This window comes from Rhodococcus sp. P3_B8 (assembly GCF_056402775.1).
The window spans coordinates 1-17,543 of record NZ_JBFUGT010000052.1; the positions used below are offsets into that span (position 1 = coordinate 1).

The 17,543-nt window shown below is 67.8% G+C and carries 16 protein-coding genes; 11 read left to right on the forward strand and 5 right to left on the reverse strand.

Annotation, left to right across the window (positions count from 1 at the left end; genetic code table 11):
• Together AC1D1G_RS18555 and AC1D1G_RS18560 are read right to left on the reverse strand one after the other, a co-directional pair.
• Positions 1 to 209, reverse strand: a 209-nt coding sequence (locus AC1D1G_RS18555) for a hypothetical protein (protein WP_477953159.1), incomplete at its 3' end; no start/stop codon positions are given.
• A gap of 4 nt (positions 210 to 213) precedes the next feature.
• The gene (locus tag AC1D1G_RS18560) at positions 214 to 987 is read right to left on the reverse strand and encodes an ABC transporter ATP-binding protein (protein WP_005239421.1); all 774 of its coding nucleotides are present in this window, start codon (positions 985 to 987) and stop codon (positions 214 to 216) included.
• 143 nt (positions 988 to 1,130) lie between these two features.
• On the opposite strand from AC1D1G_RS18560, the gene AC1D1G_RS18565 reads away from it, so the two are divergent.
• The 5 genes from AC1D1G_RS18565 to AC1D1G_RS18585 all read left to right on the forward strand — a co-directional run bounded on the left by AC1D1G_RS18565 (position 1,131) and on the right by AC1D1G_RS18585 (position 6,735).
• On the forward strand, positions 1,131 to 2,048 hold the full coding sequence (locus AC1D1G_RS18565) for a DUF3159 domain-containing protein (RefSeq protein ID WP_477953160.1): 918 nt from the start codon (positions 1,131 to 1,133) through the stop codon (positions 2,046 to 2,048).
• A gap of 72 nt (positions 2,049 to 2,120) precedes the next feature.
• Positions 2,121 to 3,683, forward strand: a complete 1,563-nt coding sequence (locus tag AC1D1G_RS18570) for a long-chain-fatty-acid--CoA ligase (RefSeq protein WP_477953161.1) — start codon at positions 2,121 to 2,123, stop codon at positions 3,681 to 3,683.
• Positions 3,680 to 4,108 (forward strand): YchJ family protein, encoded by a 429-nt coding sequence (locus AC1D1G_RS18575; RefSeq protein WP_477953162.1) that lies wholly within the window; start codon positions 3,680 to 3,682, stop codon positions 4,106 to 4,108. The genes AC1D1G_RS18570 and AC1D1G_RS18575 overlap by 4 nt, the downstream gene beginning before the upstream one ends.
• 24 nt (positions 4,109 to 4,132) lie before the next feature.
• A complete protein-coding gene (locus AC1D1G_RS18580; protein ID WP_280783560.1) occupies positions 4,133 to 4,735 on the forward strand; it encodes an AMIN-like domain-containing (lipo)protein in 603 nt (200 codons plus the stop codon).
• Between the two features lie 101 nt (positions 4,736 to 4,836).
• Complete coding sequence (locus AC1D1G_RS18585; RefSeq protein WP_283332925.1) at positions 4,837 to 6,735, forward strand: ABC transporter ATP-binding protein; 1,899 nt, start codon at positions 4,837 to 4,839, stop codon at positions 6,733 to 6,735.
• On the opposite strand, the gene AC1D1G_RS18590 is transcribed toward AC1D1G_RS18585, so the two are convergent.
• Both AC1D1G_RS18590 and treS read right to left on the reverse strand, forming a co-directional pair.
• Positions 6,716 to 8,119, reverse strand: coding sequence for a maltokinase N-terminal cap-like domain-containing protein (locus tag AC1D1G_RS18590; protein ID WP_317569173.1), 1,404 nt, complete (start codon positions 8,117 to 8,119; stop codon positions 6,716 to 6,718). The genes AC1D1G_RS18585 and AC1D1G_RS18590 overlap by 20 nt on opposite strands.
• The gene (treS, locus tag AC1D1G_RS18595) at positions 8,116 to 9,972 is read right to left on the reverse strand and encodes a maltose alpha-D-glucosyltransferase (RefSeq protein WP_283332923.1); all 1,857 of its coding nucleotides are present in this window, start codon (positions 9,970 to 9,972) and stop codon (positions 8,116 to 8,118) included. Before treS ends, AC1D1G_RS18590 begins: the two co-directional genes overlap by 4 nt.
• 152 nt (positions 9,973 to 10,124) lie before the next feature.
• Here treS and AC1D1G_RS18600 point away from each other — a divergent pair, with 152 nt between their 5' ends.
• Together AC1D1G_RS18600 and AC1D1G_RS18605 are read left to right on the forward strand one after the other, a co-directional pair.
• Positions 10,125 to 10,676: a mycothiol transferase gene (locus AC1D1G_RS18600; RefSeq protein WP_280783555.1), complete on the forward strand. Its 552-nt coding sequence runs from the start codon at positions 10,125 to 10,127 to the stop codon at positions 10,674 to 10,676.
• 87 nt (positions 10,677 to 10,763) lie between these two features.
• On the forward strand, positions 10,764 to 11,396 hold the full coding sequence (locus tag AC1D1G_RS18605) for a hypothetical protein (protein WP_317569172.1): 633 nt from the start codon (positions 10,764 to 10,766) through the stop codon (positions 11,394 to 11,396).
• A 36-nt stretch (positions 11,397 to 11,432) separates the two neighbouring features.
• Here AC1D1G_RS18605 and AC1D1G_RS18610 read toward each other — a convergent pair whose 3' ends face one another.
• Complete coding sequence (locus tag AC1D1G_RS18610; protein WP_025432210.1) at positions 11,433 to 13,193, reverse strand: DEAD/DEAH box helicase; 1,761 nt, start codon at positions 13,191 to 13,193, stop codon at positions 11,433 to 11,435.
• A gap of 108 nt (positions 13,194 to 13,301) precedes the next feature.
• Here AC1D1G_RS18610 and AC1D1G_RS18615 point away from each other — a divergent pair, with 108 nt between their 5' ends.
• The 4 genes from AC1D1G_RS18615 to AC1D1G_RS18630 all read left to right on the forward strand — a co-directional run bounded on the left by AC1D1G_RS18615 (position 13,302) and on the right by AC1D1G_RS18630 (position 17,520).
• Positions 13,302 to 14,099, forward strand: coding sequence for a carbon-nitrogen hydrolase family protein (locus AC1D1G_RS18615; protein WP_283354162.1), 798 nt, complete (start codon positions 13,302 to 13,304; stop codon positions 14,097 to 14,099).
• A 59-nt stretch (positions 14,100 to 14,158) separates the two neighbouring features.
• Positions 14,159 to 14,788, forward strand: coding sequence for a phosphoribosyltransferase (locus AC1D1G_RS18620; RefSeq protein WP_105412728.1), 630 nt, complete (start codon positions 14,159 to 14,161; stop codon positions 14,786 to 14,788).
• Positions 14,789 to 14,887: 99 nt separating this feature from the next.
• On the forward strand, positions 14,888 to 15,592 hold the full coding sequence (locus AC1D1G_RS18625; protein ID WP_477953163.1) for a heme peroxidase: 705 nt from the start codon (positions 14,888 to 14,890) through the stop codon (positions 15,590 to 15,592).
• A gap of 140 nt (positions 15,593 to 15,732) precedes the next feature.
• Positions 15,733 to 17,520 carry an AMP-dependent synthetase/ligase gene (locus AC1D1G_RS18630; protein WP_283354160.1) on the forward strand — a complete coding sequence of 596 codons (1,788 nt, stop codon included), beginning with the start codon at positions 15,733 to 15,735 and terminating at the stop codon, positions 17,518 to 17,520.
• Positions 17,521 to 17,543 lie beyond the last annotated feature (23 nt).

The window sequence follows — 17,543 nt, forward strand, 5'->3', positions numbered from 1 at the left end:
TCGCTCGACACCCGGACGTCGACCCCTTGCGCGGTGTTCTCGAAGATCGAGTCGAACGTMTTCTGGAGTGTGTCGGTGAAGACGAAGGAGCCGGCGACGAACGCGGTGCCGAGCACCACGGACAGCACCGTCAGCGCCAGCCGGACCTTGTGTGCCGCCAGGTTGCGCAGCGACACCTTGCGCATCGGGGCGCTGGATGTGGACGCCATGCGGTCAGACCGCCGCGTCGGACGCGAGGGCGTGAGCGGGCTCGTCGAGTCGCTTCATGGTGTCGAGGACCGAATCGGCCGTCGGGTCACGCAGTTCGTCGACGATCTTGCCGTCGGCGAGGAAGACCACCCGGTCGGCGTAGGCCGCCGCCCGGGGATCGTGCGTGACGATGACGACGGTCTGGTGGAACTCGTCCACCGCGGCCCGCAGGATCGACAGCACCTCACCAGAGGACTTGGAGTCGAGGTTGCCGGTGGGCTCGTCGCCGAAGATGATCTCCGGCTGCCCGGCCAACGCGCGCGCGCACGCGACGCGCTGCTGCTGACCACCGGACAACTCGCCCGGGCGGTGCTCGAGACGGTCCTGCAGTCCGAGCTTGGTGAGCACGTTCTCGAGCCATGCGGCGTCCGGCTTGCGGCCCGCGATGTCCAGCGGAAGGGTGATGTTCTCCAGTGCCGTCAGCGTCGGCACCAGGTTGAATGCCTGGAACACGAAGCCGATCCGGTCGCGTCGCAGCTGCGTCATCTGCTTGTCCGTCAGCGTCGTCAACTCGGTGTCGCCGATGAGGACCGAACCCGAACTGGCCGCGTCGAGACCGGCCAGGCAGTGCATCAGCGTCGACTTACCGGAACCGGACGGTCCCATGATCGCGGTGAACTCACCACGGGCGAACTCCGCGGATACCGCGCTGAGCGCGTGGACCTGGGTGTCGCCGGTGCCGTACGTCTTGGACAGCTCGACAGCACGGGCAGCGACAGCGGGGGCATGCGTGCTCATGATCGCCTTTCGTATTCCTCTTGTGGCGGTCCGGCCCCGTGGTGACGGGCCGGGACGGTGCACGCGCGGCGCACTCCTCCATCTTGTCGACACCCGCTGCGGCCCGCCATCAGGGACCACCCTGATCTTCGGTCGCCGCGGCCGTGATCTCGGACACGGAGACCCCCGCGGAAACGCCCACAACGGAAGTACCGACCTGGGAGAATTCCGGTATCGCCGGTGCGAAGGAGAGCCTCATGGCCATCGAATCCCCCAAACCTCGGGCCGGATCGCGGTTCCTCGACGCGTTCCTGCAATCACCGTTCGCCGGCCTGGCGCCGTGGATCGTGATGTCGCTGCTGTCCGGCCCCGGGCGGTTCGAGGAATCGGTCGCCACCGCACTCGGGTTGTCGATCCTGTTCCTGTTCCTCAGCCACCGCCGCAGCGGAACCCTCAAACCCCTCGAAGTGTTCGACATCCTCTACTTCGGGTGCCTCGCCGCGATCGGACTGTTCGCGTCCGACGACCTGATCACCTGGCTGGAGAAGTGGTCAGGCGAGATGTCGAGCCTGGCGCTGGTCGCGTTCGCGTTCGGCTCGCTGCTACTGCGCAATCCGTTCACCCTGCCGTACGCGAAAGAGACCACACCCGAGGAGTATTGGAACTCGCCGCTGTTCCTCAAGGTCAACCAGCTCATCACGCTGGTGTGGGGGCTGTCCTTCACGGTGTCGGCGGCGGCCGGACTGTATGGCGACCTCGTCCTCGACCAACCGGACAATTTCTGGACGGGCTGGATCATCCCGATCGGGGCGTTGCTGTTCGCGCTGTCCTTCACCGAGTGGTATCCGGACGTGGCGAGCGCGCAGGCGCCGCGGGAGCCCGGGGAACCGGAAGAGGTGGCACCACCCCTCGTCAAACTGTTCGACTTCCTGCCGCCGTTCGTGATCGGCGTGGGGATCGCGATGCTCGTCACCGACAACGACCCCGACTGGCTGGGCATCACCCTGATCGTGGTCGGCGCCCTCGGCACCGCCGCGCTGCGACGCGCGGACGCACAGAGCCGAAGCAGTTCGGCCGCGTGAGGCAAAACGTCACTGATCGGATCACCGGCTACTAGCCTGATGTGACTGACGTCACAGACGAGAGGTGGGCGCATGTCGGACGCCGACAACGAGATCATCTTCGACCGCCTCGCGCACTGGGCGCAGGTCCGACCGGACGACGTCGCCGTGCAGTTCCAGGGCACCGAATACACGTGGTCCGGTTGGCACGACCGGATCCTGCACATCGCGGGAGCCTTGGCGGAGGGCGGAATCCGGGCCGGTGACACGGTCGCGTTCGTCGACAAGAACCATCTGTCCTGCCTCGAGGTCACCTACGCCGCGTCGCTCCTCGGCGCGGCCGCCGCGGTTCCGAACTGGCGGCTGGCCGGCGAGGAACTCGACTACGTGATCAACGATTCCGGGGCGCGGATCCTGTTCGTGGGCAACGAGTTCCTCCAACAGGTCATGGCACTGCGCGACCGGTTGACCGGCATCGAGCAGATCATCACCGTCGGCGGGGAGCACGACGAGTTCGAGCCGTGGCTGGCCGAGGCGTCGGTGCTGTCGTCGAGGCCGGAGGTGGGAGCGGATGCCACCGCGCTGATCCTGTACAGCTCGGGAACCACCGGCAGGCCGAAGGGCGTTCAGCTGACCCACCGCAATCTGATCGCCCACAGCGCCGCGGTGCTCGAGATCCTGCCCGCGCGGCACGACGACTGCCTGCTCGTCGCCATGCCGCTGTTCCACGTCGGCGGAAGTTGTTACGCGATCATGGGCGTGCACGCCGGCGCCCGGTGCCACTTCACCCGGGAGGCCGACGCCCCGTCCCTGTTCGGCGCGCTCGCTGCGGGTGCAAACATCGCGTTCCTGGTGCCGCCCGTGATCGCCGGAGTGCTCGCCGCAGGCGAGCAGGCCGTGGCCGCGTTCGGTGYGCTGCATCGCATCACGTACGGCGCGGCGCCGATGCCGCTGCCGTTGCTGCGCAGCGCGCTCGCCGCCTGGCCGGAGGCGGAGTTCGTCCAGGTCTACGGAATGACCGAGTGCGCGGGTGTCGTCACCGCTCTGCTGCCCGAGGTGCATCGCGATGCGGCACAGGAGGCGAGGATGGCGTCGGCAGGACAGCCCATTCCCGGTGTGGAGATGCGCATCGTGGACCCGGCCACCGCCGAGGACGTCGCCTCCGGCGAGACCGGGGAACTGTGGTGGCGTTCGGAACAACGCACGCCGGGCTATCTCGGCAAGCCCGAGGCGACCGCGGAGGCGATCACCGCCGACGGGTGGTTGCGCAGCGGCGACATGGGGCGGGCGGACGCCGACGGTTTCGTGTTCATCGAGGACCGGCTGAAGGACATGATCATCACCGGTGGTGAGAACGTGTACTCCCCCGAGATCGAACGGGTGCTCGTCGAACACCCGGCGGTGGCGGAGGTGGCGGTGATCGGCGTGCCCGACGACCACTGGGGTGAGACGGTCAAGGCCGTCGTCGTGCCGGTGACCGGAACCAGTATCGAACCGGACGAGCTGATCCATTACACCCGCCAGCGTCTGGCGAAGTTCAAGTGCCCGACGACGGTCGACGTCGTCGACCTGCTCCCCCGCAACCCCACCGGCAAGATCCTCAAGCGGGAACTGCGCGCGCCGTACTGGAAGGACCGCACCCACAAGCTCGTGTGACCGCCGTCCATACTGGGACGGTGACCGTTCGATGCCCCTGCCTGCTCGGTGAACCGTACGACGAGTGCTGCGGGAGGTATCACCGCGGCGAGACCACGGCGCCCACGGCCGAGCGCCTCATGCGATCGCGGTTCAGCGCGTTCGCCGTCCTGGATGTCGACTACCTCCTCGCGACGTGGCATCCGAGCACCCGGCCCGGGACCCTGGACCTCGATCCGGAGCAGCGCTGGACCCGACTCGACATCCTGGGCACGAGCGGCGGCGGACTGCTCGACACCACCGGCACCGTAGAGTTCCGCGCGCACTACGTGCTGGACGGCCGCCGCGAATCGCTGCACGAGAACAGCCGATTCGTCCGTGAGAACGGCAATTGGCTGTATCTGGACGCGATCGCGACGCCACGCCACGGGCTTCCCCTTCTCTGATCGGCCCCGGCTTACGATCGGATCATGATCAACCACCGGATCGGTCCCTTCGCCGCGTTCGCCGCCTGCGCCCTGGCCCTGACGCTCACCGGATGCTCGGAGTCGAACTCCCCCAGCAGTGTGGCGGCGACGTCACCGGCCGCGGCCGCCACCACCAGCAGCGCCCTCGAATCCGAGTCGGCGCCGATCCCGACCGATGCGTCGCCGAAATCGTCCGCGGCGTCCGGGTCAGCGAAGCTCACGGTCACCGACGTCCGCGTCGGCGAGCACGAGGGATTCGACCGTGTGGTGTACGAACTCGGCGGCAAGGGCACACCGGGCTGGCGGGTCGCGTATGTGGACGAGGCGGTGCAGGACGGAAGCGGCAAGACGATTCCGGTGTCGGGCAACGGCATCCTGCAGGTGCAGATCGACGGCTCGGCGTACCCGTTCGACAGTGATGTGGAGGGATACTCGGGCCCCAACCCGGTGCCCGGTGTTCCCGGCGGCACGGTGACGGAGGTCAACGGCGCGCTCGTGTTCGAAGGCGTCACGCAGTCGTTCATCGGCGTGACGCAACCGGGCCGGCCCTTCACGGTGTCGACTCTGTCCGACCCGACGCGGGTGGTCGTGGACGTCGCGAAGTAGCGCTTCCGCGCTCGCCGCTTGACCTCGAGTAACGTTGAGGTTCTACCGTCGTGTCATACCCCGGCTCTACCGTGGGGGGATAGCGACAGGAGGCCGCTGGCATGAGCATGGAAGTCACGGCGTGGAACGCGATGTACAACGCGATGCACGCCCAAGAGGATCGTCGACCCTTCTCCCGCACGACGCTGCGGCGGATAGCCCGGTTCGCTCTGCCGCACCGTCGCAGCCTCGGGTGGTATCTACTGCTCAGCGTCGTCACGGCCGCGCTGGCGGTGGCCACCCCGGTGCTGGCGGGCCGGGTCGTCAACGCCATCGTCGGCGGCGACGCGGTGTCCGTGATCGTGCGCCTCGCGGCGCTCATCGCGGTCATCGCCGTACTCGAATCCGCACTCGCCCTGTGGACGCGGTGGCTGTCCGCGAGCATCGGCGAGAACCTGATCCTCGACCTGCGGACCGCCGTGTTCGACCACGTGCAGCGGATGCCGATCGCCTTCTTCACCCGCACTCGCACCGGCGCGCTGGTCAGCCGCCTCAACAACGACGTGATCGGTGCGCAGCGCGCGTTCAGCGACACGCTGTCGGGCGTGGTGTCCAACCTCGTCACGCTCGGCATCACGCTCATCGTGATGATCGGGATCTCCTGGCAGATCACGCTGTGCGCACTGCTGCTGTTGCCGATCTTCGTCCTGCCCGCCCGCAGGATGGGCGCGCGGCTGGCTCAACTCAATCGTGAGGCAGCCAACCACAATTCGGTGATGAGCACTCAGATGACGGAGCGGTTCTCGGCGCCGGGTGCCACCCTCGTGAAGCTGTTCGGTCGTCCGTCGGAGGAGTCCGCCGAGTTCGCGGTCCGTGCCCGGCGGGTACGGAACATCGGTGTCCGCACGGCGATGCTGCAGTCGGTGTTCGTCACCGCGCTCACGCTCGTGTCCGCTCTCGCGCTGGCGCTCGTCTACGGACTGGGCGGGTTCTACGCGCTGCGCGGACAACTCGACGCGGGAGCCGTTGTCGCGATGGCGATGCTGCTGACCCGGTTGTACTCGCCCCTCACCGCACTGGCCAGCGCACGCATGGACGTGATGAGCGCGCTGGTGAGCTTCGAGCGCGTCTTCGAGGTCCTCGACCTGAAGCCGTTGATCGCGGAGAAGCCCGACGCGGTCGCGGTGCCCGACGGCCCGGTGTCGGTGGAGTTCGACTCCGTGGAATTCGCGTATCCCTCGGCCGACAAGGTGTCGCTGGCATCGCTCGAGGAGGTCGCGACCCTCGACACCCGCGGCGGCGTCGAGGTGCTGCACCGGCTTTCGTTCCGCGCCGAACCCGGGCAGATGGTCGCGCTGGTGGGATCGTCCGGAGCCGGCAAGTCCACCATCGCCCAACTGGTTCCCCGGCTCTACGACGCGGACGCGGGCTCGGTGAAACTCGGCGGGGTGGACGTGCGCGACCTGACCGCCGACTCCGTGCGGGCCACCGTCGGCATGGTGACTCAGGACGGGCACCTCTTCCACGACAGCGTGCGGGCCAATCTCCTGCTCGCCCGGCCGGGTGCCACGCCGGCCGAACTCGCGGAGGTGCTCGAACGGGCGCGGCTCACCGACCTCGTCGCGGCCCTGCCCGACGGCCTCGACACGGTGGTCGGCGAACGCGGCTACCGGCTGTCGGGAGGCGAACGCCAGCGGCTGACCATCGCGCGCCTGCTGCTCGCGCATCCGCGGGTGGTCATCCTCGACGAGGCGACGGCGCACCTCGACTCCACGTCCGAGGCCGCCGTCCAGGAGGCGCTGGGCGAGGCCCTCGCCGGGCGGACCGCGGTGGTGATCGCGCACCGGCTGTCGACCGTCCGCGCGGCCGATCTGATCCTCGTGGTCGAGGCCGGGCGCATCGTCGAACGCGGCACCCACTCAGAGCTGCTCGCCGCGGGCGGCCGGTACGAGGAGCTGTACCGCACTCAGTTCGACCCGGGCACGGTGTCGTCCCCGACGCTCACCGAGGTGCTGAGGTGAGTCTACGAATGGCGGAGAGGGGCAGGCCGATCCAATTGGGACGGTTCCTCGCCTCGTACACGGTCTCGTACACCGCCTTGTCGAGTTCGTAGGCCCGGAGCAACGCCGCCGCCTCACGCGGGTCGGTGCCCGACACAGAGGCATAGCCCTCACAGAAGGCGTCGGCGTTGCGCTGCGCCCACTCCCTCGCGCGGAAGTCCCGCTGCGACGCCGCCCCCATCGCTCCCATCGGCACCGAATCTGCCAGCAGGTGGTGAGCGGCGTAGTCGAAGGACCGCAGCATTCCCGCGACATCCCGCAACGGGCTGTCCCGTTCCCGGCGCTCGTCGAGCGTCTTGGCGGGCTCCCCCTCGAAGTCGATGAGCAGCCAGCGCTCCGGTGTCCGCAGCACCTGACCGAGGTGGAGGTCGCCGTGAATCCGCTGGACGGTGGTAGCGCCCAGAGCTTCCGCCTCGGCGAACTTGCCCCGCACCGCCGCCGCCACCTCCCCCAGTTCGGGAACGATCGAGGTGGCGGCGTCCAGCCTGCGCGTCATCGCCTCCACGGTCGTCGACGCCACCTGTCGTTCCTCCGCACCGAGCGCACGCGCCAGGGTGGCGTGCACCTCGGCGACGGCGGCGCCCATCCGATAGGACTCACCGGCGAAGTCCGTCCCCAACTCCGCGGCGTGGAGATCCGCTTCGATCAGGAGGTCGCGGACGCTGCCGAGCGCCATGCTCCACCCGTCCGCCGAATTGGCCTCGAAATCCTGGACCATCGCGAGGGTCGTCAGAATCCCGGCCACGTCCGTCTCCATCCACGCTCGCAGCGTCGCCACGTATTCGCTGCCCGCTTCGGCGAGCGCGAGGTGGAGTTCGACGTCCGGGTTCACGCCCGGCGTGACCAGACGGAAGATCTTCATCAGGAGCTTCTCCCCCAGCACCACCGACGTGTTCGACTGCTCCGCGCCGAGTGTCCGCCCACGGAGCCCCGGTTCGATCACCGTGCCCGGCACCGTTTTCAACTGCACCGGCCCGGATCCCTCCGCTTCCGACAGCAGGTCGGCGTACAGGGTGATGATCTCGGCATCGTGCAGGCCGTCGTACGCGATCATGACGTTCCCGTCGCCGTCCGGCAGCGCCCACGGCTCGAGGTCCTCGGGCAGATGACTGCGGAACCCCAGCGGTATCTGGTACACCTGCGGCGGCCCCGCCTCGAACTCCACCGACACCAGGAGATGCTCGGCGGAGAACCCGAACGCCGATGTCAGTTCGTGGCGCAGCAGGATCCGCACCGCCGCGATGGTGGTGCCCTTGGCGGCGAACCACCGCCGGTCCGGCAACCACCGGACGAGTTGCCGCTCGAGGGACTCGTCRGGAATGCGTTCACTGGTGGGTTCGTTCACTGCTGCACCGCCTGTTCCGCTTCGCTGCTGACCGGGTGTCCGCTCACCGCGCCGCCGGACTTCGGATCCGGTTGCAGCGCAAACCAGAAGAATCCGTGACCGGGAAGGGTGATCATGTATCCGTCGTCCCCGATCGCGGGGAAGGGAACGGAACCGGTGAGCTCCACGGGGATTCGGCCGGCGAACTGGGTGAGGTCCAGGATCACCGCCTGCGGGAACCTGGACAGGTTGTTGACGCACAGAATGACGTCGCTGTACGGGCGGTCCCGACTCGGCGGCGTCTCCCGCACATACGACAGGACGGCCGGGTTCGCGCTGCCGAGTTCGGTGAACGACGCCGTTCCGAACGCCGGATGCTGTTTGCGAACCTGGATCAGGCGGCGGGTCCAGTGCAGCAACGAGTTGGTCGAGTTCATCTGCGCCTCGACGTTCACCGACTGGTAGCCGTACGTGGGATCCATGATGACCGGCAAATACATTCGGGCCGGGTCGGCACGGGAGAATCCGGCGTTGCGGTCGGGCGTCCACTGCATGGGAGTCCGCACCGAGTCCCGATCGCCGAGCCAGATGTTGTCGCCCATGCCGATCTCGTCGCCGTAGTAGAGGACGGGCGAACCCGGCAGGCTCAGCAACAGCGCGGTGAACAGCTCGAGCTGGTTGCGGTCGTTCTCGAGCAACGGCGCGAGACGTCGCCGGATGCCGATGTTCGCCTTCATCCGCGGATCCTGCGCGTATTCGGAATACATGTAGTCACGCTCCTCGTCCGACACCATTTCGAGGGTCAGCTCGTCGTGGTTCCGGAGGAAGATTCCCCATTGGCACGAACTCGGAATCGGCGGGGTCTGCGCGAGGATCTCGGAGATCGGGAACCGGTTCTGCCGGCGCACGGCCATGAAGATGCGGGGCATCAACGGGAAGTGGAACGCCATGTGGCACTCGTCGCCCACGTCCGGCTCCCCGAAGTACTCCACGACGTCCGAGGGCCACTGGTTGGCTTCGGCGAGCAGCGCCCGCCCCGGGTACTCGGCGTCCATGACGGCCCGGCACTTCTTGAGAAACGCATGCGTCTCGGGGAGGTTCTCGCAGTTGGTGCCCTCCCGCTCGAACAGATAGGGCACGGCGTCCAGCCGGAAGCCGTCGATTCCGAGGTCCAGCCAGAATCGCAGCACGTCGATCATCGCGTCCTGGACGTCGGGATTGTCGTAGTTCAGGTCCGGCTGATGGGAGAAGAAGCGATGCCAGTAGTACTGCTTGCGCACCGGATCCCACGTCCAATTGGACGTCTCGGTGTCGACGAAGATGATGCGCGCGTCCGGATACCCTTCGTCACGGTCCGACCACACGTAGAAGTCGCCGTACGGGCCCTCGGGGTCGGTGCGCGACTCCTGGAACCATGCGTGCGTGTCGGAGGTGTGGTTCATCACCAGGTCCGTGATGACTCTGATCCCGCGGCGGTGCGCCTGATCGAAGAGCTGGACGAAATCCTCGACCGTCCCGAACTCCGGGAGCACGGCGCGGAAGTCGCGAATGTCGTAACCGCCGTCGCGTAGCGGTGAGTCGTAGAACGGCGGCAGCCACAGGCAGTCGACGCCGAGCCAGGACAGGTAGTCGAGCTTGGACGTCAGCCCCTGGAGATCGCCCGTTCCGTCGCCGGAGGAATCGAAGAACGCGCGGACCAGCACCTCGTAGAACACCGCGGTCTTGAACCACTCGTTGTCCACTTGCAGTTCTCTGGCGTGGAAGAAGTCTTCGGACCGGGCCTCGATGATGTGGCCTTCGAGGTCGTGCTCCGGTGAGGCCGCGCCCTCCCGGGACGGGTCGGCGAAGGCCGACGACGAATCTTCCAGGGCCATAAGCACCTCGGTTCGCGACTCGATCACAGGAACAGGGGCGTTCCCCGGACACGTGCCTCGATCGTAGGTCGGTCCTGCCCGAACCGCTGGGGACGCGCGCAGAGTGTCGATCGAGGACAGTAGGTGTCCGCTATTCGCGCCACACTGAACTCATGACCGAGACACCCAGCACCCAGAACCCCATCTCCGACGAGCGCGGACTCCTTCTCCTCATGCTGGACAACCAGCGCACCGCCTTCCGCAACGCGATGTCCGGGCTGACGGAGGAGCAGGCCCGCAGTGTGCCCAGCGCCAGCGAGATGAGCCTGGCGTCCCTCCTCAAGCACGTGATCGACGGCGAAGAGGCGATGACCTCCCGCATCACCGGGGCTCCGCGCGATGTCGGCGACGACCCGGTGGCAGCGTGGATGGCCGCATGGAACGTCACCGAGGACGAGACCGTCGACGCCCTCCTCGCCCGCTTCGACGACGCACAGCGCGCTACCGAGGCCGCCGTCGCCGCCGAAACCGATCTGGATCGCGACGTCGACCTGCCCGCCGACGTGGCGCAGTGGATGGCGTCGGGAGTCGTCTTCACGGTCCGGTACATGCTGCTGCACCAGATCGAGGAACTCGCCCGGCACGCCGGTCACGCCGACATCATCCGGCAATCCCTCGACGGCGCGCGCGCCGATACGCTGGCCGGCGGCGGCAGCTGGTCCTGACTGTTTCCGCTCTCTCGGGTAAATTCTCCGCTCGGGCGGCGCTGCAGAGCCGCCCGGACGAGACAACGAGGAGTTCAGGTGGACGGTATGAGCGTGATGCGACGCACGATCGCGGCGGCAACGGTCGGTATCGCGGCGACTTTCGGCCTGTCGGGCACGGCAGCGGCCGAACCGGCCACCCCGGACGTCCCCGGCCTCGCCGAACTGCGCACCCAGGCCGACAAGCCCGAGGCGAAGGCCGCGGTCGAGGCGCTGGCCACGTCGACGGTGCTGCATGACGTCGCGGGCGCGTACACCCCGTTCCTCTACACCGCACCGACCGTGGGTTGCGGCACCGTCGCACCGGTCACGCTGACGCTGGCGTCGGGCACCACCGGGCCCACCGCCGAGGTGAAGGCCAACGAGATCAGCTTCCAGGCCCTCTCCGCGTACCCCGGTGTCGTGAAGTCCTCGGGACTCAACGTCGCGTGGATCAACACCAAGACCGGCGCCAGCGGAATCCTGCCCCTCGACGGCGTCACCGAAGGCGGCTACCCGGCGCTGAACAAGGTCGTGGCGACGGGGCCGGGCACCGTCGTGGCATCGATCTTCGGCACCGTCGGCTACACCAACGCGACCTGCTACGTGCTGCCGACCGTCGGTTCGTTCTTCGTTCCAGAGGAGGGCCCGCTGCCCGCCGAGGCGGCACAGCCCGCCCCGGCTCCCGCTCCCCCGGCGTAACCGCCGGGGATCCCCTTCGGGAGGGCCGCGTGAGAACTACTCGCGCGGCCTTTTCCGGCTGTCCCGGTCGCGCTGGAACTTTCCGCCTGCCCGATCGTCGCGGCCACCGCGCGGTCGGCCCGACGGCGGACCCGAATCGGGCTGCAGCTGAATCAGCACTCCGGAGATCCGGGTACGACGCAAAGCCTCGAGGGTCTCGCTGGACAGGTCGGCGGGCAACTCCACCAGGCTGTGGTCCGGGCGGATGCTGATGTGCCCGAAGTCGCTGCGCCGCAGCCCACCCTCGTTCGCGATGGCACCGACGATCGCACCCGGCACCACACGGTGCCGCTTGCCGACCGCGATGCGGTACGTCGCGAGCTCCTGGCCCTCCGGTCCACGCGACCGCGTCGGGGGGCCGTCGTCGAACCGGCGCGCCGGACGTTCGCGGGGCTCGCGCTCACGGCGGGGCGCGGGCGGCGGTTCGGGCGCCATGAGGAACGCCTCACCGTCGCGCGACTGCACCGCGAGCGCGGCGGCGATGTCGGCGAGCGGCACGTCGTGTTCCTGCTCGTAGTCCTCGATCATCTTGCGGAACAACGCCAGATTGTCGGACGTGAGGCTCTCGGTGATCGAGTCGCCGAACTTGGACACACGCTGCGCGTTGACGTCGTCGACGCTGGGCAGCTGCATCTCGGCCAGCGGCTGACGGGTCGCCTTCTCGATGGCCTTGAGCAGGTGCCGCTCGCGCGGTGCCACGAACAGCAACGCCTCGCCGGCGCGCCCGGCGCGACCGGTACGGCCGATCCGGTGGACGTACGACTCCGTGTCGTGCGGGATGTCGTAGTTGACGACGTGGGAGATGCGGTCCACGTCCAGGCCACGCGCGGCCACATCGGTGGCCACGAGGATGTCGAGGGCGCCGCTCTTGAGCTGGCCGATGGTCCGCTCACGCTGCGCCTGCACGATGTCGCCGTTGATCGCCGACGCGGAGAATCCGCGCGAGCGCAGTCGTTCCGCGAGGTCTTCGGTGGCCTGCTTGGTGCGCACGAAGATGATCATCGCCTCGAAGTCCTCGACCTCGAGGACACGCGTCAGGGCGTCGAGCTTGCGCTGGTGCGCCACCTGGACGTACCGCTGCGAGATGTTGGAGGCCGTCGACGTCTTCGACTTCATCGTGATCTCGACGGGATCGTGCATGTACTGCTTCGAGATCTTGCGGATGGCCCCCGGCATCGTCGCCGAGAACAGCGCCACCTGCTTGTACTCCGGAGTGTCGGCGAGGATGCGCTCGACGTCCTCCTGGAAACCCATCTTCAGCATCTCGTCGGCCTCGTCCAGGACGAGGTACGAGAGCTTGGACAGGTCGAGCGTGCCCTTCTCCAGGTGGTCGATCACTCGACCGGGCGTGCCCACCACGACGTGTGCGCCGCGCCGCAGCCCCGACAACTGGACGCCGTAACTCTGACCACCGTAGATGGGCAGCACGTGCAGGCCCGGAATATGGGCGGAGTACTTGCCGAACGCCTCCGCGACCTGCAGCGCCAGTTCCCTCGTCGGAGCGAGGACCAACGCCTGCGGCGACTTCTGCGTCAGGTCGATCTTCGAGAGGATCGGTACCGCGAACGCAGCGGTCTTGCCGGTGCCGGTCTGCGCCAGGCCGACGACGTCGTTGCCGGCGAGGAGGGGCGGAATGGTGGCTGCCTGGATCGGCGAGGGCGACTCGTAGCCCACATCGGACAGTGCCTTCAAGACCCGATCATCGATGTCGAGGTCGGCAAAAGTGGGGGGTTCGGGGTCACGCTCGATATCACTCATTGACCAGCAGTTTAGTGCACGAGTCCACAGTGCATCGCCACGCCGCGGAAATACGCGGCGACCGGGACGGGAGACACCTGCCGCACCTCGTCGCCTAGCGTGGACGGCATGGTCGATGTCGCTGTCATTCAGTTCGCTCCCAGTCAGGACAAGCACGAGAACCTGCGCACCCTCCGCACGCTCGCCGCCGAGGCCGCGGGCCGCGGCGCGAAGGTGGTGGTGGCGCCGGAGTACGCGATGTTCACGGCGCCGAGAACCGACGAGCGGATCGTCGAGTCGGCCGAGGGCCTGGACGGCAAGTTCGTCAGCGGGCTGGCCGCGACCGCGAAGGAACTCGACGTCCACCTGATTGCCGGGGTCAACGAGCAGTTGCCCGGGGACGATCACATCTCCAACACCCTCGTCGCGCTCGGACCGGGCGGCGACATCGTCGCCACCTACCGCAAACTCCACCTGTACGACGCGTTCGGCTACAAGGAATCCGACGTCATCCGCGCCGGGGAGATCGGCGCCCCGGAGACGTTCGCCGTCGACGGCCTCACGTTCGGCATGCAGACCTGCTACGACCTCCGGTTCCCCGAGGTCACCCGCCGCATCGTCGACGCGGGCGCCGACGTGCTGCTGCTGCCCGCGCAGTGGGTGCCCGGGCCGTTGAAGGAGGACCACTGGTCCACCCTCGTGCGGGCGCGCGCCATCGAGAACACCGTGTACGTCGTCGCCGCCGACCAGAGCGCGCGCACCGGGGCCGGGAACAGCATGATCGTCGATCCGATGGGCGTGACCCTCGCGTCACTCGGTGAGCGGGTGGGCACCGCGGTCGCGGAGGTCAGCGCGGAACGGATCACCGAGGTGCGGGAGAAAAACCCCGCCCTCGCGCTGCGCCGATTCACCGTCAGCGAGATCTGAACGGCGGGATCGGGAGTAGCGTCGGAGACGAACAGTTCTCCCCGATCACGGAGCGTTCGATGTTGTACACCAGTCGCGCCGACGCCGGCCGCAGACTGGCCGCCGCACTGGAGCACCTGCGCGGGACCGATCTGGTGGTGCTCGGTCTGCCGCGCGGCGGCGTCCCCGTCGCGTTCGAAATCGCTGCCGCCCTGTCGGCGCCCCTCGACGTGGTCCTCGTCCGCAAACTGGGTGTCCCGTGGCAGCCGGAACTCGCCATGGGTGCCATCGGTGAGGGCGAATCCCGGGTGATCAACGACGACGTCCTCCGCATCGCCCGGATCAGCAAGACCGCACTCGCCATGGTCGAGGCGAAGGAGCGCCGCGAACTCGAACGGCGGGCGCGGGTGCTGCGCGGCGGCAAGCCGCGAGCGTCGCTGAAGGGCCGCACGGCCGTCCTCGTCGACGACGGCATGGCCACGGGCGCGACCGCGGCGGTGGCCTGCCAATCGGTGAGGAAACTGGGCGCGGCGCGCGTGATCGTCGCGGTCCCGGTGGCGGCGCCCGAGGCCGTCGGACGTCTGCGCGTGACCGCCGACGAGGTGGTCTGCCCGTACGTTCCGGCCGATCTCGGCGGCGTCGGCAACGCGTACGACGATTTCCATCAACTCTCGGACACCGAGGTCACAGACCTGCTGGCCCACCACTGACGGTGGTTCTCGAGGAATCCTCAGCTCCAGTGCAACGTTCCCGGAGGCCCTGTCGATACACCGGACAGAGCACAGAACAGACTGCCTTTGGAGGATCTCGTGACCGTCTCTGCCGATACCGTCGAAACCGTCGTCACCGCCTGCCGCGACCGATTGGGCGACCCGTCCGGCTGGGTCACCTCCGATGCCTACCGGCACAGCCTCGCCCTCTGCATCATCGAATCGGTGCAGTCGAGCGCCGGGCACAGCGAGGTCGCCGTCGTCGACCGCTACCTGGCGTACCGGCGGGCGCACCCCGATCAGCCCCTCACCGACGGCGCCCGCGACCTTCTCCGCACGTTCGAGGAGGCGGGCAGCTCGGATCAGTGGGCGGGCAAGGTCGGCTCGTACAAACGGCGGTACTCCGCGACCGGTGTGCCGATCGAGGCGCGTCACATCCAGCTGGCGGCGGAGCGACTACACCAGCTCCGGATCAACAGCATCGACGACCTCCTCGAAGCCGCCCGGGACGAAGCCGCCCTGGAGCAGATCCACGACGCGTGGAACGAGGTGTGCGGGGAGAGCAGCGACGTCACGTGGGCGCACTTCCTGATGCTCGCCGGGATCCCGGGTGTCCGGCCGAATCGGGTGGCGGACGTGTTCATCAGCGGCGCGCTCGGAATTTCGGAAGCCACCGACGACGGCCTGGCCGAGGAGATCCTCGAGGCGACGGCGACCGAACTCGGTGTCGATCCGGACCAGTTGAACTATGCGATCCGGCGCTGGCTGTCGGCGAACTCGCGGCGTCTCGAAGAGGCCGCCTGAGTTATCAGTTTACGCCGAGTTACACTTATCTCCGCTGGTCCAGGTAAGAAATACACATAACGGACATCGACCCTGGTGCGAAACTGGGACAAATGTGATCGAATGCACATCCGTCATGTCGTTTCAGTGGAGGGGTCATAGTGCGTGAATTCTCGGTACCGCAGTCGTTCTCAATTCCGGAGGACGCCTCCATGGCGGACACGGTCTTCCGTCATGCCGAGGAAGACCCGAAGTTCGTTCCGTTCAAGCGCCCCGGCAACGGCGGGTGGGTAGACGTCACCGCCGCCGAGTTCGCGGAGCAGGTGTCCGCCGTCGCGAAGGGCCTCATCGCTTCCGGCGTCGAGCTCGGCGACCGCGTCGCGATCCTGTCGGCGACCCGGTACGAGTGGGTCGTCATCGACTACGCGATCTGGACGGCAGGCGGGTGCACCGTCGCCATCTACGAAACGTCCGCACCCGATCAGGCGAAGTGGATCCTCGAAGACTCCGGCACATCGCTGCTGGTCGTCGAGAATGCCAAGCAGGCCGACGCGCTGAAGGTCGTCACCGACGCAGCGCCGGACCTGCGTGAGGTCCTGCAGATCGAGGGCGGCGCGATCGACGAGCTGTCGAAGCGCGGCGAAGGCGTCACCGACGAGCAGTTGCACGAGCGTCGTCACCAGGTGCGCGCGTCCTCCCCCGCGACCCTCATCTACACGTCGGGCACCACGGGCCGCCCCAAGGGCGTGCAGTTGACCCACTCCAACTTCTACGCGGAGTCCGCGGCCGTGAAGCTGGCGCTCAGCGACGCAATGTACGCCGGCAGGCGCACCCTGATGTTCCTGCCCCTCGCGCACGTCTTCGCTCGCGCCATCTCCTTCGGTGCGTTCGACGCCAAGGTCACGGTCGCGCACACCGCCGACCTCACCACGCTGCTCGACCAGTTCGCCGCGTTCAAGCCGCACTTCATCCTGTCGGTGCCGCGCGTGTTCGAGAAGGTCTACAACTCCGCCAAGCAGAAGGCGTACGACGGCGGCAAGGGCAGCATCTTCGAGAAGGCGTCCGCCACCGCCATCGCGTACAGCGAGGCGCAGGACAACGGCGGCGCCGGGCTCGGTCTCAAGCTCAAGCACGCCCTGTTCGACAAGCTCGTCTACTCGAAGCTGCGCACCGCCCTCGGCGGCGAGTGCGACCGCGCCGTCTCCGGTGGCGCCGCGCTCGGTGCACGCCTCGGTCACTTCTTCCGCGGCATCGGCGTCCCCGTGTACGAGGGCTACGGCCTCACGGAGACGAGCGCCGCCATCTCCGTGAACACCACCCGCGCGCAGAAGGTCGGCACCGTCGGCAAGCCGATCGACGGTCACGCCGCGAAGATCGGCGAGGACGGCGAACTGCTCCTGAAGGGTCCCGTCGTCTTCGGCGGGTACTGGCACAACGAGCAGGCCACCGCGGATTCGATCCGGGACGGCTGGTTCCACACCGGCGACCTCGGCTCGATCGACGAAGAGGGCTACATCTCGATCACCGGCCGTAAGAAGGAAATCATCGTCACCGCGGGCGGCAAGAACGTCGCGCCCGCGGTCCTCGAGGACGCGCTCCGCGCGCACCCGCTGATCAGCCAGTGCCTCGTCGTCGGCGACGGCAAGCCGTTCATCGGCGCGCTGATCACCCTCGATTCCGAAACCCTCCCGGGCTGGAAGGAACGCCACGGGCTGGCCGCCGACACCCTGGTGTCCGAACTGGTGAAGAACCCCGACCTGGTCGCCGAGATCGACGAGGCCGTGGCCGAGGGCAACAAGAAGGTGTCCAACCCGGAGCGGATCAAGAAGTACCGCATCCTCGAGGTCGACTTCACGCAGGAGACCGGTGAGCTCACGCCCACGCTGAAGCTCAAGCGGAACGTCATCCACAAGGAGCACGGCGCGGCCATCGAGGCCATCTACGCGTAGGCGGCTCCGCCGCCCGTGAGTGC

Bases quoted from the DNA above. Each gene is read 5' to 3' on its own strand.
- AC1D1G_RS18580 (WP_280783560.1), top strand. From the start codon at position 4,133: ATGATCAACCACCGGATCGGTCCCTTCGCCGCGTTCGCCGCCTGCGCC.
- AC1D1G_RS18610 (WP_025432210.1), bottom strand. From the start codon at position 13,193: ATGAGTGATATCGAGCGTGACCCCGAACCCCCCACTTTTGCCGACCTC.
- AC1D1G_RS18585 (WP_283332925.1), top strand. From the start codon at position 4,837: ATGAGCATGGAAGTCACGGCGTGGAACGCGATGTACAACGCGATGCAC.
- treS (WP_283332923.1), bottom strand. From the start codon at position 9,972: ATGGCCCTGGAAGATTCGTCGTCGGCCTTCGCCGACCCGTCCCGGGAG.
- AC1D1G_RS18605 (WP_317569172.1), top strand. From the start codon at position 10,764: ATGAGCGTGATGCGACGCACGATCGCGGCGGCAACGGTCGGTATCGCG.
- AC1D1G_RS18620 (WP_105412728.1), top strand. From the start codon at position 14,159: ATGTTGTACACCAGTCGCGCCGACGCCGGCCGCAGACTGGCCGCCGCA.
- AC1D1G_RS18560 (WP_005239421.1), bottom strand. From the start codon at position 987: ATGAGCACGCATGCCCCCGCTGTCGCTGCCCGTGCTGTCGAGCTGTCC.
- AC1D1G_RS18600 (WP_280783555.1), top strand. From the start codon at position 10,125: ATGACCGAGACACCCAGCACCCAGAACCCCATCTCCGACGAGCGCGGA.
- AC1D1G_RS18615 (WP_283354162.1), top strand. From the start codon at position 13,302: ATGGTCGATGTCGCTGTCATTCAGTTCGCTCCCAGTCAGGACAAGCAC.